A 17,915-nucleotide genomic window follows, 5' to 3' on the forward strand; every position below is an offset into this window, starting at 1 on the left:
GCCGGAGGCATCCGCCGCATCCTACAGCCTGGAGGCGGATTGCGCCCCTTCGCTTTGCACCACTGGGGTCGATAGCGCCGCGGTGGTGGCCGGCGCAGCACGCCGGCCATCGCCGATCAGCGCGAAGGGGGCCCAGTAGAAGGGATGCGCGAAGGCATCGGGCAGGCGCTTGCCCGCCTCGTCCAGCAGCAGCAGCTGGGCCCCGCGCAGCGCGGCGGCGGAGGAGGCGCCGCCCTGCTGCCGGCGGAGCGAGTCCGCGACCGTCAGCGCCGCGGCGCTGTCGTCCACCGCCCAATGCGTCACCATCAGCCCGCGCGCCCCGGCATAGAAGAAGGCGCGGGCCAGGCCGGACAGCGCCTCGCCGCCGCCGGCCCCGCCCGGGCCGCCGGTATTGCAGGCCGAGAGGATGACGAGGTCGGCATCCAGCTTGTAGCCCAGCAGGTCGCTGGCCTTGACGAAGGACGACGTCGCATCCGCCGCCCCGGCCTGGGCGGAGACGACGATCGAGGGCTCCTGCAGGCAGGAGAGCTCGCCCGGCAGCAGCGCATGGGTGGCAAGGTGGAGGATGCGGCGCTGGCCGAGATCGGCGCCCCGCATCCCGGCGGCGGTGAAGTCGGCGCCGAGCCGGACGTCCTGCGGCCGGGCGCCGGTCAGGCGCTGGGCTTCCTGCACCTCGATCCGGGTGCCGGGCAGCCGCACCAGCCCGGCCGCCAGGCGGGCATCGGCGGCGCAGCGGTCCACGGGGAAGCTGCGCAGCAGCTGCGCCGGGCTGGGCGGGACGAAATCGCCGAAGCCGGCATAGGCCAGCGGCGCCCGGGAGCCGAGGCCGGCGCCGCGCAGGGTGACGAAGGTCTGCGGCGAGGGCACATGCACGACCGCATGGCGGCGGATCAGCCAGGGCGCGGCGCCCAGCGCCTCGGCATCGGCCGGGCCGGTCAGCAGCAGGCCGAAGGGGATGCCGAGCAGCGGTCCGTCGGGGACGACGACCAGCGTCGCGGCACCCTCCAGCGGCCCGGCGAGCGGCGCCAGCAGCGCGGCATAGAGCGCCTGGGCGGGCGCCGGGTTGAAGGGGCCGGGCCGGCCGCCGGCATCCACCACGCCGGCGCGCAGCGCATTCACCAGCCGCGCCGCCTCGACCTCGCCCAGCTCGGTGCGGGCGGCATGGACCAGGCCGCCGCGGACCATCAGCACCCAGCCATGGTCACGGCCGAGCAGCATGGTCACCAGCGCCTCCTGCGGCCCCAGCGCGGCGGCGACCGCATCGGCATCGACGGCGCTGAGCAGGAGCTGGCGATAGCCCGGGGCGGCGGCGGCGACGGTGCTCTCGGCCTCCGCCCGCGCCTGCTGGGCGGCGGCGATGCGGGCATCGAGGCCGGGCACCGGCCCGGCATCGCGCTCGGCGAACAGCGCCCGCAGCGCCTGGTCGGCATCCTGCAGCCGGCGCACCGCCTCGGCGACCTTGGCATCGCCGGCGGCGGCGCCGATGCGGGCGCTGGCCTGCTGCACGAAGCGGACGGTGTTGCTGCGCTGGGCGAGCTGAGCGGCGGCGAAGGCCTCCTTGCGCAGCGCCGGCGCCGTGCCGGCATTGGCCTGGGCCTCGGCCTCCAGCGCATCGAGGTAGGGCAGCACGAGGTTGATCGGCAGCGCGATCTGCCGGGCGCGGAGGATGGCGGCGCCGGCGCGGAAGGCGACCAGCGCATCGGCGCGGCGGCCATTGGCCAGCCGCCGGGCGCCGTTGAGGAAGAGGGTGACGGCCTCGGGCCGTTCCCCCGGGGCGGCGATGGCGAAGCGGCGGGCCGCGGCCTCGAGCTGGCGCGCCGCGGCATCGTCGCGGCCGAGCGAGACCGAGGCGCCGGCCTCGGTGCGGAGGGACCGGGCGACCAGCAGGCCGGATTCGAGCCCGGTCTGGCGCAGCAGCCGGCGGCTTTCGGCGATCATCGCCGGCGCCTCCCCGCGGCCCTCGCCCCGGGCCAGGGCACGGGCGAGGTAGCGGCGGACCTCCGACAGGCCGAGCATGGCGGAGACGGTGGCGGGGTCGTTGACCAGCGCCGTGCCGCCCTCGTTGCCCTCGAGCATGCTGCGCGGCACCAGCGCCGCGTAGCGCGCCTCGGCATCGCGCAGCAGGGCATTGCCATCCGCCTCCCGCCCGTCGCGGAAGGCGGCGAGGCCACGGTAATGCGCCAGCCGGGCACCGGCGACCGGATCCGCGGCGCGGGCGGCCAGCGGCTCGGCCCGGATGAACAGCGCCTCGGCTTCCTGGGCGCGGCCCTGGTTCGAGAGGTTGAGCGCGAGATGCACCAGCGCCGCGGCGGTATCCGGGTTGCCGCGGCCGAGCACGCGTTCCTGCAGGGCGAGCGCGGCGCGGTAGGCATCCTCGGCGGCGGCGAAATTCTCCGCCTGGTTCAGCTCGCGGCCGACGTTCATCAGCTCCTCGTAGCGGCCGACGTCATTGGCGCTGAAGGCCTCGGCGGCCATGCGGCGGACCGCGATCTCGAGCGCGGCGGAGCGGGCCTGGCCGGCGCCGGCGCCGGCGGCGAGGCCGGCGGCGAGGCGTTCCATGACCGGCGTCGCGGTGGCGACGCCATCGGCGACGACCGGCCCGTCCGGCCCGGCGGCGACCATCGCGACATGCGGCCAGCCGCCGTTCTTGCGGGTGCAGGCCAGCAGCCGGGCCTGGACGCCGCCGGCCAGCGTGGTCGCCTGCGGCGCCGCGCAGGTGACGCGCTGGTCGAGCCAGGTGCGCCAGAGCCCGCCCTGGGCCAGGGCATCGAGCTGGGCGGCGGAGGTGGCGCCGCGCAATTGCAGGACGCGGGCGGCCGGCTGCGACCATCCACCGCAATAGACGTCCCGGGTCCGGGCCACCGGCAGGTCGGCCGGCAGGGCGGCGCCGGGCTGGGCGAGGCAATCCTCCCCCTTGGCATCCTTGCCGGCCGGGTCGCCCGGGCCGGTGCTGCTGGCGGCGGAGACATAGGCGCTCTCGGGCGGGCGGGTGCAGCCGGCGGCGGCGAGCAGCAGGGCGGCCAGGAGAAGACGGGGCATGGGGCGGGCCATCATTCGTCGTCGTCCTCCTCGGCGATATTCGGGATCAGCACCTCGGAGGTATTGATCCGGTTGTTCTCGATCCTGAAGGGCGCCCGGTCGCTGGGCCGCGGCGGGATGATCTGGATCGAGGGCGGCACCACGCAGTTCACCGAGCTGATGACGCAGCCGTTGATCCGGTAGCGCTGCAGCGCGTTCGCCGCGATCGGCCGGGTGATGTCGGCGAAGCGGGCGGCCTGGGCGCCGGTCGACCCGTCGAGCGTGCCGAAGAGCGACATGCCCCCGCCGGCGCCATGCACGCCGAGCCGGCCGGCGACGATATTGCCCTGGACCGCGCCGCCATCGACCAACAGGAAGACGGCGGATCGGCCGGCGTTGATATTGATCGCCGCGGCGCCGGCCGCGGTGGCCTGGTCCGGCAGGCCGAAGGCGCCGGGCGAGAGCGCGCCGGGGGCGCTGCGGACCTGCGTCGCCTGCTGGTTGGCCGGCAGGCCGGCGATATCCGGCCGCACCTGGCCCAGCGGATTGGCGGCCGGGTTCAGCCGCGTATCGTAGATCACCGCCGGCAGGGCGCTGGCGCGCGGCAGCACCAGCGTCAGGCCGAGGTCGGTGATCCCGCCCGGCCCGGCGAAGAGCAGCTTGGTGCCGATGCTGGCGGTGATGCCGTCGTTCAGCAGCAGGCCGCTGCCGCGGGTCTGGCCATAGGCGGCGGGATCGGCGGGGAAGAGCCGGCCCGCCTCGAAATCCGCCACGTCGGCGCTGACGCTCAAGGCACGGAGCGTCAGCGGGCCGCCAGAGACGACGCGGACCCGGCCGCCGGGGGATGCGGCGGCGAGGCCCGTCGTGGTCAGGTTGCCGGCGCTGCCGGCGGTCAGGTCGAGGTCGCCGGCGCTGCTCGCCAGGCTGCTGCGCAGCAGGATGAGGTCGCCCGTCGCGGCGGCGAGGCCGAGCGTCCCGCCGGCGGTGGCGAGGCTGCTGCCGGTCGCGCCGATGCCGCCGCCGGCGGCGATCCCGAGACCGCTGGCCGCCGTGAGCCGGGCATTGGCCAGCACCACGTTGCCGGCCTCCGTGAGAAGGCCGAGGCTGCCGCCGCTGCTGCGGAGGATGGGCGCGGTGCCGCTGCCGGCATCGGTGACGGTGATGCCGGTGGCGCCGCGCAGGCGCGTCTCGCCGCCGCCGGTGATGCTGCCGCGGGTCTGCGTCACCGCCCCCGCCGCCGCCGTCAGGGACAGGGTGCCGGCCGCCGCCAGGGTGGCATCGGTCAGCGCCGCGGCGCCGAGGCTGGTGGTGGCGGCGAGGCTGCCCTGGGTGCTGGCGGTGGTGCCGGTGAGCGTCAGGCCGGTGCCGGCGGCGAAGGCCTGGTTGCCCGCCGCGGTGAGGCCGGAGCCGGTGGCGGCGAGCATGCCGCCCGCGGTCAGAGCCTGCGATCCGCCGGCGGTGAGCAGGCTATCGGTCAGGGTGATGCCACCGCCGGCCTGCAGCGCCTGGCTGGTGGCGGCGGCCAGGGTGGTGCCGGCCAGGGTGATGCCGCCGCCGGTCGCAGTGAGGCTCATCGCGCCGCTGCCGGTGGCGAGGCTGCTGCCGCTGGCGGCGATGCCGGTGCCGGCCGCGAGCGCCGCGCCGGTGCCGGCGGCCAGGGTGGAGGTGGCGATGGTGATCGCCCCGGCGCCGGCCGTCAGCCCCAGGCCGGTCGCGGCGGAAAGGGTCGCGCCGGCCAGGCCGATGTCGCCGCTGGCGCTGGTCGCCGCCAGGGCACCGCCGGTGGAGCGGAGGATGGGCGCGGCGCCGCCATCGCTGGTGACGGCGATGCCGCTGCCGCCGGACAGGGTGACGTCGCCGCCGCCCGTCGTGCTGCCGCGCCGCTGCGTGATACGGCCGGTGCTTGCCGTCAGCCCCAGGCTGCCGGCCGCCGTCACGCCGGCGCCGTCGAGCGCGAGATCGCCGGTGGCGGTGCCGGCCAGCAGCGCCCCGCCCTGCGCGGCCAGCCCGCCGCCGGTCACCGTCAGCCCCGTCGCCGCCGCCAGGGTCGCCGTGCCGCCGCCGGCGGTGGTGCCGGTGAAGCCGATGCCGCCGGTGGCCGCCGTCGCGGCGAAGGCGCCGGTCGCCGCCAGGGTGCTGCTGCCGGCACCGATGCCGCCGCCGGCCGCCAGGGTCAGCGCCGCGCCGGCGGTGATGGCTGTGCCGTTCAGGGTGATGTCGCCGGGATTGGCCGGGGTGCCGTCCCGCGTCGCGGTCAGCACCGCGGCGCCGGTGACGCCGATGCTGCCGCCGGTGATGGTGATATCGCCGCCGGCGGAGACGCCGCTGCCCGCCGTCAGCGCCAGCCCGCCGCCCACGGTCAGCGTCGCGCCGCCCAGCACGATGTCGCCGCGGGTCGTCTCCAGCGCCAATGCGCCGCCGGTGGCGATGCTGCCGGTCACGCCGAGCCCGGCATCGCCGAGCAGGCTGAGCCCATCGGTCACGCTCACCGGCCCGGCGACGGTGGCATTCGCCGCGCGGATGCGGCTGGTCCCGCCGCCGAGGATGCCGACATCGGCCAGGGTGCCGAAGGCATTCGCCTCGGTCAGCGTCACCGTATTGCCGGCCGCGAGCGCCAGGGTCCCGGCCTCGATGATCGCGCCGCCATCCTGGGTAATGCCGCCGCCGGCGATCAGCCGAAGGGTGCCGGCGGCGGCGATGCCGCCCGGGGCATCCACCCCGCCGATCGCGGCCACCGCATTGGCCAGCCGCAGGTCGCCCGCCTGGCGGATGGTGGCATTGGCGGCGGTGATGCGGTTCAGCAGGAAGCTGTTTCCGGCATTGTCCAGCACCAGATTGCCGGCGACCGTCGCGCGCAGCACCGGCACGGTGATGGCGCCGCCGCTGCCGGCGACGGTGCCGGCCGCGAGCAGCTCCAGCGCCTGGAACCGCGCCGTCGGGCCCTGCAGGTCGACCGAGCCGGCGATGGTGACGTCGCCCGGGACGGTGGTGGCATCGATCCGCAGCAGGGTCGCCGCGCCGCTGGCGAGGGCGCCGCCGCCCTCGCCGCCGAGCAGCAGCAGCTCGGCCGCCGAGAGCGAAAGGGTGCCGGCCGCGGCGCCGCCGAGGGTGATCCCCCGGCCGCCGGTATCCGCCATCAGGGTGATGCTGCCGCCGGGCGCCCGCACCGCCGCGGCGATGTCGATATCGTCGGCGCGGAGGGTGATGGCCTGGCCGCTGCCGACCCGGATGCCCTCGGCGAAGCTGCCGGCGCCGATGGCCAGCGGCGCGCCGGCGACCAGCGCGGTCCGCAGGCTGACGCTGCCCGGGGTGCGGAGGCCGGCGAGGCCGCCGATCCGATTGGCCGAGCTGCCGGGGTCGAGGCTGATGTTGCCGCCCGCCGTCGCCGTCAGCAGCGGCACGATCAGGCTGGTGCCGGCATCCTGGGAGATGGCGCCGCGGGTCTCGAGCTCGAGCCGACCGACCCTGGTGCCGGCGCCGGTGCCGAGGTCGGCCGCGCCGGCGATGGTGACGCTGGCGATATCGGTCAGCCCGGCGGGGTTGTCGCGGCTGCCGAAGCGCAGGGTGCCGATGCCGCCCGGCGGCAGCAGGTCCAGCTCCGCACTGTCGAGGGTGAGGGTATTGGCGGCGCTGGCGCCGGTGGGTCCGCCGAGGACCAGGGCGATGCTGCCGTCCCGGGTATAGGGGGAGAGGGTGACGCTGCCGCTCGGCGCGGCGAGGCCGGTGGTCAGCGCGTAGTCGTCGGCGAACAGCCGCAGCGCGTGGCCGGCCCCGGCGCTGACCAGGCCGGTGATCCGCAGCGGCGTGGCATTGCTCGCCAGGGTGAGGTCGCCGCCCGCCGTATAGCCGGCGATGGCGGCGATGCTGTTGCCCGAGGCCTTGGCGGCCAGCGCCCCCGGCAGGGTGATGCCGTTGATCAGGCTCACGCTGCCGCCGGCCGCGCCGGTGAGCACCGGGGCGATGATCCGGCCGCCGTCGCGCTGCACCGTGTCGCCGCCGCTGGTCAGGCTGAGCGTGCTGCCGGCGGTGATGCTGCCGCCGGTCTGGGTCAGGCCGCCCAGGCTCGCCGTGAGGCCGAGGGTGGTGCCGGCGCCGACGGTCGCATGGGTCAGCGCGATATCGCCCGCCACGGCCGAGACGCCGAGCGCGGCGCCGGTCGAGCGCAGCACCGGCAGGGTATCGAGCCCCGTCACCACCGCCGGGCTGAGCGCGCTGCCCTGGGCGATGACGATATCCGTCCCCGCCCGCAGGGTGACATCCCCGGCGCCGCTGGTGGTGCCGCCGGTCTGGCGGATGGCGCCCGCCGTGGCGGTCAGGCCCAGCGTGCCGCCGGCGGTGATGCCGGCCTCGGTCAGGACCAGGTCGCCGGTGCCGGTGGTGAAGGCCAGGCTGCCGCCGGTCGAGCCGACCTGCGGCGCGGTGCCGCCGCCATTGGTGACGCCGATGCCGGTCGCCGCCTGGAAGGTGACGGCGCCGGCCGCCGTGGTGCTGCCCCCGGTCTGGGTGATGCTGCCGGCCAGGGCGGTGAGGCCCAGGGCCGTCCCGGCCTGGAGGGTGGCCCCGGTCAGGCCGATGTTGCCGCTCTGCGCGGCGATGGCCAGGGCGCCGCCGGCGATGATGCTGCTGCCGCTGGTGGCCTCGAAGGCGGGCGAGAGCGGGGCGCCGTTCGGCCCGACCGTCAGGGTGATGTCGCTGCCGCCGATGCGGCCGGAATGCCGAAGCTGGCGCCCGGCGTTGATGGTGACCGTGCCGCCGTCGAGGGTGCCGGTCGCGGCGATGACGACGCGGCCATCGGCGCCGGTGGCATTCAGGGTGATGCCGCCGCCCGTCGCCGCATCCAGCGCGCCGTTGACGGTCAGGGTCCCGGTCGTCGCGGTGGCGAGGATGCTGCGGCCGGTGGCGATGAGGCTGCCATCCAGGGTGACGTCGCCGAGGCCGCTGACGGTGATGCCGGCGCCCGGATCGGCCAGCACCGGGCCGAGGGTGGCGGCGGTGGCGGTGCCGGCCATGGTGACGGTGCCGCCGGTGCTGCCGACGCCGATGCTGCGGCCGGCCGTCAGCGTCCCATCGGTCCGCACCGTGCCGAAGCCCGTCAGCCCGATGTCGCGCCCGGCCGCCAGGGTGGCGCCGGATTGCACGGTGACGCCGCCCGCGGTGCTGGTGAGGCCGATGTCGCGCCGCGCGGTGAGCGACGCCGTGCCGACATCCAGGGCACCGCTGCTGCTGATGCTGATGTCGCGCCCGCCGCTGGCCCGACCGGCATCCAGCATGCCCGCCAGGGTCACGGTCCCGCCGCCGAGCCGGATCGTCCCGAAGGTGTCGCCAAGGGTGCTTTCCGCCGCGAGGGAGGCCGGGTCCTGCGCCCGCAGGGTGGTGGTGGCCGTGGTGACCAGCGCGCCGCCGCCGGCATCGAGCACGAGGTCGCCGCGCCCGGCCTGCACCAGCACCGGCTTCGCCGGCGCCGCATCGTCGCCGATGGTCAGCCCATTGCCGCGCAGGCTGACCCCCGCGGTGCCGCTGCCCGCTGCCGCCGCCGCGGTGACATTGCCGCGCATCGTCAGCGCATTGACGCTGGCGATGGCGACGGCGCCACCGGTCGCACTGACCGCGAGGGTATTCCCCGCGCCGGCCAGGCCGAGGCTGTCGATCCGGTTCGTGCCGTCCAGCACGAAGCCGCCCGCCGCGCTGGCGCCGGTCAGCGTCGCCACCGCGACGACGCCGCCGGTCTGCGCCACGCTGTCGCCGCGCAGGTCCAGCACCGCGGCCGAGGCGCTGCCGCCGCGCAGCCGCAGGTCGCCGGCGATGGTGATGGCCCCGGCGGTGACGCCGCTGCCGTCGCCGCCGATGCGCAGCAGCCCGGTGCCGGCGCGGAGGAAGCCGATCTCGGCAGCATCCAGCGCCAGCCCGGCGGCATCGGCGCCGAGGGTGACGGCGGTGCCCATGGTATTCGGCAGGATGTTGAGCGCGGCGCGGTTGCCGCTGCCGGCGCCGACCGTGGCGCCGAGCGCCAGCGCATCCGCCCGCAGGGTGACGCTGGCGCCATCGGCGGCGGCGATGGCGGCGCTGGTCGTCAGCCCGCCGGCCCTGGCCGTGGTGAGGGCGATGCTGCCGCCGCTGGTCAGGCCCCTGGCGGGATCGGCGGTGCTGCCGACCACCGCCTCGATCTGGTTCTGCCCATCCAGGGTCATGGCACCGCCCGCCGTGGCGCTGAGCCCGGCCGCCGTCAGCACCGTGCCGCCGGCCTGGGTGATGGCGCCGCCGGTGATCAGCTCGAGCGTCGCGGCGCCGACGCCGAAACTGCCCGCCACGGTGATGGGCCCGGCCTCGGTCCGGCCGATCAGCACCCGCCCGGCCGAGATCCCGGCGCCGGAGGCGATGGAGAGGGTATTCGCCAGCAGGCCGCCCAGGGTGATGGCGCGGCCATCGGTCAGCGGCCGCAGCAGCACGAGGCCGCCCGTGCCGGCGGCGCCGGTGCGGATGGACTCCGCCGCCGCCAGCAGGCTGATGCCGTCGGCGGTCAGGCTGATGGTATTGGCCGCGCCGGACTGGATGCTGCCGGCAATCTGGGTGATGGCGCTGACGCCGGCGGCGGCATTGGCCAGCAGGGTGACGTCGCCGCTGGCGAGGAGGCTATTGCCCAGCGTGATGGTCCCGGTCGCGGTCAGGGCGATGGCGCCGCCCGTCGCGGTGATGCCGCCGCCGCTGCTGTCGAGACTCCCGCCGCTGGTGATGCCGACGCTGGCGCCGGTCACCGGCCCGGCCAGGGACAGCGTGCCGGCCGTTGCCGCGGTGGAGAAGATCCGGACCGCGCCGCTGGCCTCGGCGGCGACGGCGCCGAAGTCGTTCGCGGCACGCAGCAGGCTCACCGCCGACGCGCCGGCATTGAAGCCGCCGGCCTCCACGACCGGGGCGGCGATCCTGCCGCCGGTCTGCAGGATCGCCGCATCGGCGGCGAGGACGACGCCGGTCGCGGCCAGGAGATCCCCGGCCAGGGTGAGCTGCCCGGCGCTGCCGAGGACGACGCGGCCGGGGCCGCCGTCGATCGGCCCATTCGCCGTCAGCGCCAGGTCGCTCGAGACGGCGACGGTGTTGCCGCTGATCGCGCCGAGCGTGTCGATCGCATTGCCCGGACCGTTCAGCCGGAAGCCGGCGCTGGTGGTGCCGGTGAGATTGCCGACGTTGAGCCCGAAGACCACGCCCGGATCGGTGGCGACCTCGGCCGCGCGCAGGTCGAGCGTCGCGGCGCTGCCGCCGACGACCGCGCCGCCGCTGACGGAGGCGCGCAGCGGCACCTCCCCGCCCAGGGTGATGCGGCCGGCGGTGGTCGTCGCATCCGTGCCGCCGATGCGCAGCATGCCGCTGCCGGCCTGGATGAAGCGGAACTGCGAGGTCGGCAGGGTGAGCGTATTGGCGATGACGCCATCCGCCCCGCCGAGCCGCACGGCGCGGCCGCTGGTCCGCGGCAGGATGTTGATCACGCCGTCGGTCGCGCTGACATCGGCGCCGAGCACCACGGTATCCGCCCGCAGGTCGATGCGGTTGCCGGCGCTGCTGCCGGTGGTGGCGATGCCGGCGCTGGTGGTCAGGTCGGTCGCGGTGATGGCGATGGTCCGGGCATTGCCGGCGACCACCCTGGCATCCACCGCGAGCGCCGCGGCATTGACCAGGGTGATGCCGCCGGTCGCCGAGAGGCCGATGGTCGAATCGAGCGTGCTGCCGGCGATGGCGCCGATCTGGTTCGCCCCGCCGAGATCGATGCTGCCCGCCGTGGCGGTCGCCGAGAGCCGGGCGACGGTGATGCCCGTGGCATCGTTCTGGGTGATGCCGGTGCCGGCGATCAGCTCCAGCGTCCCCACCCCGGCCAGGACCAGATCGGCATTGAGGCCGATGGCGGTCGTGCCGGCGGCGCTGATCAGCAGCCGCCCGGCGGTGACATGGCCGAGCGTCGCCGCGCCGAGTTGCAGCGTATTGCCGGCGGCACCGCCGATATCGATGCCGCGGCTCGCGGCGCGCGGCTGGATGGCGACCTGCCCGGTCGGCCCGGCATCAATGGCCGCCGTCGCCGTCAGCGCATCCGCCGTCAGGGTGATGCGGTTGCCGGCATCGGGCGCGGCGAAGCCGAGCGCCTGGTTGACCGCCAGGCTCGGCGCCGCGAGCGCGATGGTGCTGCCGGCCGAGGCGGTGACGCCGATGCCCGCCGCATGGACTTCCATCGCGGTGCGGGAGAAGACGCTGATGCCGCCGCCGCTGGCGGAAGCGCCGAGCCGGGCGATGGCATTGCCCGCGGCTGCATCGCTGGCGGCATCGAGCGATATGCCGCCGCCGACGGCGACGGCGGCCAGCCGCGGCGTGGTGATGGCCCCGGCCGCCGTCTGGGTGATGGCGCCCGCCGTGGTGGTCAGCGCCAGGCTGGTGGTGGCATCGACCGCGCCGGCGAGTGCGATGCTGGGCGCGGCGAGGGTGACGGCGGTGCCCGAGGCGCCGGTAACCGTCAGCGTGCTGGCCGATGCGAAATCGAGCGTGGTGCCGGCGGCGAGGCTGGCGCTGGCCACCGCATTGGCCCGCTGCAGGTCGAGCCCGGCATTCGTCGCGCTCGCCGACAGGGTCGCCGCGGTGATGATGCCGCCGGTCTGGACCAGGTCGCCCAGGGCCGCGAGGGTGACCGTGGCGCCGGGGCCGCCGATGGCGCCGCTCAGCGTCAGGGCGCCGCGTCCCTGGAGCAGCACCAGGGGTGCCGCCGCCTGGGTGACCAGCAGGGCGGTCGTGCCGTTCCGAAGCTGGATGGAGGTGGCGCTCTTCGCGTCCAGCGCGCCGACCGCGTTTTCCACAGTGCTGAAGTCGAGGGCACCGCTGGCGGCGGCGCTGCCATCCGCGCCGCGCAGGGTCAGGGTGGCGGCGGTGATGACGGCGGTGGAACTCATGGCCGGGGCATTCAGCGCCAGCCCATCGGTCACGGTGACCGCACCGGAGATGCCGATGCCGGTGGCCGAGGTCAGCATCGCCGATTGCGCGCGCAGCCCGGTGACCGTCAGCGCCGCGCTGGTCCTCAGCGCATAGGCGGCGATGGTCGCGCCATCCAGGCTGCCGATGGCATTGTCCGCGGCATCGAGCGTGACGGCGGCGGCGGCGGTGTTGCCCGAGGCATCGCGGGTGTTCAGCGTACCGGCGGTGATCGCCGCAGTATTCGCCTGGGTGACGGCGCCGCCGGCGCGAAGGGTCAGGGTCCCGGCGCCGAGATCGGTGGCGCCGTTGAAGCTCAGGGCGCCGCCGGTGGTCAGGGTCGCGCCGCTGCCGGACAGTGCCGTCACCGCCAGATCCGTCGCGCCGTTCCTCACCGCGACGCTGCCGGTGGCGGCGATGTCGATGGCGGCGATGGCATTGTCGGCGCCATCCAGCGCCACGGATTGTGGCGTCGCCGCGGCGCCGGCCGCATTGCGCACCACGAGACTGCCGGCCGTCACCACGCCGCCGGTCTGGCTGATGGCGCCATCGCTGAACAGGGTCAGCACCCCGGCGCCGAGGCCGATGGCGCCGTCGATGGCCAGCGTGCCGGCGGTGGTGATGGTGGCGCCGGTGCCGCTCAGCCCGCCGAGGGTCAGCGGGGTCGCGTCATTGGCCAGCAGCACGGTGCCGGAGGAGGCGATGCCGGCGCGGCCGAGCGCATTGGCGACCGCATTCAGGGTCACCGCCCCGGCATTGCCGCCGCCCGGCGCACCGACGGTCAGCGCCGCCGCGGTGATCCTGCCGGCCGCCGTCTGGCCGATGCTGCCGCTGCCGAGCAGCGAGACGGCGCGGTCCGCCAGGGTGAGCGGCGCCTCGACCGAGATGGCGGTGCCGGCATCGGCGACCAGCCGGAGGGCGGTGGCGACCGCCGCGGCATCGGGCGCCACCGGGCCGGAGACGACAAGGCCATTGCCGCGCACCGTGCTGGCGCCGATGGTCGTCTCGCCCACGGTGACGATGCCGGCGATCAGCCGGCTGGCATCGAAGCTGCCGGGATCGACCTGCAGCGCCGCGGCGCCGCCGGCGCCGAGGCTGACGGTGCTCGCAGTGCTGCGCGGGCCGATCTCGAGCGTGCCGGTGGTGCCGGCATCGAGCAGCCCGCCCCAGGCGAGGCTGTCGACGCGCAGCGCGATGGTGCCGCCGGCCGCTGCCTGCACCACTGCCGTGCCGGGCACCGTCAGGGCGCCGGCGATGATGGCGATGCTGCTGCCGGTCGCCCGGGTGAGCAGCAGCGGATTGCCACCGTTGTTGACGGCGACGGCGCCCGTGGCGCGGATATCGATCGCGTTGATGGCGTTCGTCAGCGTGCCGAGGGCGACGGCGCCCGGCGTCGCGCCGGAATTGGCCCGGTCCGTGACGTTCAGCAGCCCGGTGCCGATGCTGCCCGCGCCGGACTGGCTGACGCTGCCATTGGTCTGCAGGGTCAGCGTGCTGCCGACCTGGGTGGGGCCGGTGAAGGCGATGTCGCCGCCGGTCGCCAGGGTCGCCACAGGCGCCGCCAGCCCGGCGACGGAGAGCGCGCTGCCGTCGTTGACCAGGGTGAGGCTGCTGGTCGAGGCGATGTCGATCGCGTTCAGGGAATTGGTCTGGCCGAGGTTGACATCCCCGGCGGTCGCGGCGGCACCGCTGCTGTTCCGCACCGTCAGGCTGGCCGCGGTGATGCTGCCGCCATTCTGGTTGATGGTGCCGTCGGCGTGGAGGAAGACGGCCGCGCCGCTGCCGCCGACCGCGCCGTTCAGGTCGATGGTGCCGGTGGTCGCCAGGGTGACGGTGCTGCCCTGGGCCCGGGTCACCGCCAGCGGGGTGCCGCCGTTGTTGAGGAGAAGCGTGCCGGTGACGACGGCATCCAGCGTCGCGATGGAATTCGCCAGGTTCAGCGTGGCGCTGCCCGCCGCGCTGCTGCCGCCGCCGAAGCCGCGGATGACCAGCGTGCCGGCGGTGATGGTGCCGGCGCCGGTCTGGGTGATGGCGCCGTCGGCGAAGAGGTTCAGCGTATTGGCGCCGAGATTGACCGCGGCGCCGATGGTGATGGTCTCGGCCGCCTGCAGGGTGACGCTGGCGGCGGCGGCATCGAGATCCGAGGCCCGTATCTTCAGCACCGTGCCGCTGGCACCCGTATTGGCGGTGACGGTGGCCAGCGGCGCGCCGGCATCGGCCGGCGCATCGGCATCGGCCACGACCTCGATGCTGGTCGGGTCGAGCAGGATGGTGCCGTTGCGCCCGGCCGGCGCCTTGACATCGACCTGCGCCGCGATCGACAGCGCCCTTTGGCCGGAGAGCTCGACCAGCCCGCCATTGCCGCCCTGCCGCCCGCCGCGGGCGGAGAAACTGCCCTGAGCACTGGTGCTGGTGGTGGAGTTCACCGCGATGGTGCCGCCGTCGCCGCGCCGGCGCGCATCGGCGCTGATCCGGGCGCCGCGTTCCACCGTGGTGGCCGCGCTCATCGCCTGGTTGCGGCCGACGCCGGTGGTGCCGACCAGCACGGTGCCGCCGCCGGCCCCGCCGGAGGCATCGAGCCGCGCGGTGCCGGCGATGGTGGTGGCGGTGCTGCCGCGCACCGCGATGCTGCCGCCGGCCTGCCGGCCGCGGCCGGTCGCACTGATGCTGCCCTCGACGCGCACGCCGCCGCCTTCGGCCCGCAGCGCCACCTGGCCGCCGCGCCCGGCAGCACCATTGGCGGCGATGCTGCCGGTATGGCGGACGAGGTCCTCGACCAGGCCCGAGGCGGCATGGGCGCTGAGCAGCACGGAGCCGCCCTGGGCCTCGATGACGCCGCTGTTCGTCACCAGCGCGGCGCCGCCGCCGGCCGCCGTCCGCACCGCCTGGGTCACGTCGATCGAGAGCAGGCCGTCGCCGGCGAGGTCGAGGCTGAAGGTCTCCGCCCCGGCGAGCGCCACGCGGCCGAGCCGGGCGCGGATGGTGCCGGAATTGGCCACGCGCGGCCCGACCAGCGCGGCCAGGCCGCGGTCGGCGATGGTGATGCTGCCGTGGTTCTCGACCGTCGCGCCGGGCCGCGGCGGGCCGTCGAAGACCATCTTCCCGGCCATGAAATTCTCGTTGGTGATATTCGCCGCGCTGGCGATCAGGCTGCCGACGTTCACCTGGGCGCCGGCGGCGAAGACCACGCCGGATTGGTTGACGATGGCGACGCCGCCATTGGCGGTGACCCGCCCGGCGATGACCGAAGGGTCGGCGCCGGTGACGCGGTTCAGGGTCCAGGACCCGGCACCGGGCTGCTGGAAATTCACGCTGGCATTGGCGCCGACGCTGAAGCCCTGCCAGTTGATCGCGGCGCGGTTGCTGCCCTGCGTCACCTGCATGGCATTGCCGGACTGGCTGATGCTGGCCGTGCCGGCGCTGACCTGGCCGCCGGTCGGCAGGGTATTCGGCGCGATGCCCTGGGCCGATGCGCCCGTCGCCGCCGGCAGCAGCGCCGTGGTCCCGAGCAGCCAGGCCCGAAGAAGACCCGGGCGCGTCCAGGCTGGTGCGGCCATCAGTTCATGTCCCCAATCGTCGTCGCATTCATGGCGGGTCTCAGAACCGGACCAGGGTGCGGAACAGCAGCGCGGTCTCGTGCAGCGCATCGGCCGCGGCGCCATCCGGCCGCCGCACCTCCCGCTTCACCGCCTCCAGGTCGAATTGCACCCGCTCGCTCAGCACCGTCCGCAAGCCGCCGCCCCAGGAGGACAGCCGGCGATTGGCATCGTTCGGCCGGTTCTCGACCGCGCGGGAGATGTCCCGGAAGGCGTAGAATTGCGCGGCGAGGCGGTTGGAGCCGAAGCCGAGGTTCCAGGGCAGGTCGAGCCCGATGTCGTATTGCAGCTCCAGCGCCAGGCCCCAGGCGCGGTCGCCGGTGACCTGCCCGGCGTAGTAGCCGCGCATCAGCCGGTTGCCGCCGAGGTAGAATTTCTCCGCCTGCGGCAGGATGTCGTCGGTCCATTGCCCGGCGAAGAGACCCTGGATGCTGACGAGCTGGCCCTCGCCCGGCGACCACAGCGGCTGGGTGCGCTGGACCTCGCCGCTGACCTTCACGAAGCCGAAGTTCTCCGCCCCGCTGCGGCCGGAAAGCGCGTAGCCGTTGCGGGTCGCGCCCAGCGCATCGATGCCGCGGGCGACGCGGATGGTGCCGATGTTGGTCGCCGCCGGCAGCCAGCGGACCCAGCTTTCGAGCAATTGCCCGTCGAAGCCGAAGCGGGCGGTGCGGATGGCGTCGCGGCTGGCGCGGATCCGGCCGCTGGTGCCGGTCTCGACCACGCCGTCGAAGGCATCGAAGCTGCCGACGGCATAGAGGTTGATGGGCCGGCTGCGGATGATGGGATAATTGGCCGAGACGCCGCCGACCTGGGTGGCGCCGTAATAGCCGATCTGCCGCAGGCTGCCGGAGGGCCGGGTCTCGCCGGTGCCGGCATAGAGCCGCACCTTGAGGCCGCTGCCGCCGACGAAGGCATCGACCGAGCTCTGCGCGAACCACTGGGTGCTGTCCTGCGCCCCGAACAGCGAGAATTCGGTCCGCTCGCCGAATTCGGTGAAGGAATTCAGCCCGGCGACCAGCAGCCCCTGCCAGGGGCCGACCAGCCGGTAGCCGCGGTTGTCGACATTGACGTAGCCGCTGATGCTCTTGCGCTCGACCTGGGCGACCAGCTGCAGCGCGCCGGGCTCGTTCGCCAGCGGCCGCAGCGTGCCGCGCACGGTCAGGCCGGGGATGTCCTGGGCCAGCAGCAGCGCCCGCTCGATCGCCGCGGCGCTGACCGGGCGCTGGCCGATCAGGCGGTTGAGGAAGCGCAGCACCTGGGTGCCGGCCGGGCCGATGTCGCCCTCCAGCTTCACCTCGGCGACGAAGCCTTCGATCACCGCGAAACTGAGGTCGGCCACCGGCGGCGGGCCGGGGCGCCGGGTCACGCCGGCATTGACCGCGGCGAAGGGGAAGCCGGCCTCCCGATAGGCGCGGAGGATGGCCAGCCGGGCTTCCTCGATCCGGGCCAGCGGGATGGTGGCGCCGGCCAGGCCGGCCGTGGCCGGGGCCAGCGCGGCCGCCGGCACCGCCAGGGCGCCGGTCACCTGGACCGTGCCGATCGCGATCTCGGCCGCGGCGCCCGGCCCGGTCTGCTGCTGCAGCGGCGGGCCTTCCAGCGCGGGCGACTGGGCCTTGGCGGCATCGAATGCCGCCGGAGCGATCGCGACCAGGGCCGTCGCCGCACCGAAGGCAAGCCGGAACAGACGCATCGACAACGGCCCCCTTGTCAGCCGATTTTATTCTAGGCCGATAACGGAACTTTGATAACCCTGGCGTGCAGATTTCCCCTGGATTTTTCGTCCATTCGGTGCGGTTCGTATCCTGAAATGGGATTGGTCCATAATTTCATGACGAACCTGGATTGTCGTCGCGCCATGATCGGCCATCCCCTGGTCGGGACCCGCCCCGGCGGCGACGTTACGCGACCAACCAGCCCCTGGCGGGGGCCTGCCCCGGCCGTGCATCCTGGCAACGCCGCATCGCCGCATCCCGCGGCTGCCCCAGGGGCGGCGCGAGGAGTGGCGGCGCAGCATGGCCGGATGGCAGGACGACCCGGATGAGCCGATCCAGACCCTCTTCCCCGGCGATCCCGCGCCCGGGCTGGAAGGCCTGGCCCGGGTCGACCTCGCCGCGGTCGAGAGCGCGGTGCCGGAGCTGGTCGACCAGGCGATTCGCGGCCCGCTGGTGCTGACCCGCAATGGCCAGGAAGCCTTCGTGATGCTGCCGCTGGATGTCTATCGCCGGCTCTGGGCCTCCGCCCCGCGCCCACCGGTGATCGATGCCGGGCCGCCGCGCGAACCCCGCCGGACCCGCCGGCGGCCCCCGTCCAAGGGGTAGCGCCCGAGACGCAGCGCGACGCCGAGGCTTGACGCGGGCAGCG

Annotated in this window: 4 protein-coding genes; 1 reads left to right on the forward strand and 3 read right to left on the reverse strand. The window is 75.1% G+C overall.

The features are described from left to right. Window positions 1–21: 21 nt before the first annotated feature. The 3 genes from AC0IW9_RS04095 to AC0IW9_RS04105 are packed head-to-tail and all read right to left on the reverse strand — an operon-like array spanning window position 22 to window position 17,244. The gene (locus AC0IW9_RS04095) at window positions 22–3,039 is read right to left on the reverse strand and encodes a CHAT domain-containing protein (protein ID WP_471646932.1); all 3,018 of its coding nucleotides are present in this window, start codon (window positions 3,037–3,039) and stop codon (window positions 22–24) included. Between the two features lie 11 nt (window positions 3,040–3,050). Beyond that, window positions 3,051–15,515 (reverse strand): two-partner secretion domain-containing protein, encoded by a 12,465-nt coding sequence (locus AC0IW9_RS04100; RefSeq protein WP_471646933.1) that lies wholly within the window; start codon window positions 15,513–15,515, stop codon window positions 3,051–3,053. A 40-nt stretch (window positions 15,516–15,555) separates the two neighbouring features. After that, entirely contained in the window at window positions 15,556–17,244 is a 1,689-nt protein-coding gene (locus AC0IW9_RS04105; RefSeq protein WP_471646934.1) for a ShlB/FhaC/HecB family hemolysin secretion/activation protein, read from the reverse strand. 322 nt (window positions 17,245–17,566) lie between these two features. Here AC0IW9_RS04105 and AC0IW9_RS04110 point away from each other — a divergent pair, with 322 nt between their 5' ends. After that, the gene (locus tag AC0IW9_RS04110) at window positions 17,567–17,872 is read left to right on the forward strand and encodes a hypothetical protein (RefSeq protein ID WP_471646935.1); all 306 of its coding nucleotides are present in this window, start codon (window positions 17,567–17,569) and stop codon (window positions 17,870–17,872) included. Window positions 17,873–17,915: the final 43 nt, after the last annotated feature.

It is taken from the genome of Belnapia sp. AC561 (assembly GCF_979252845.1).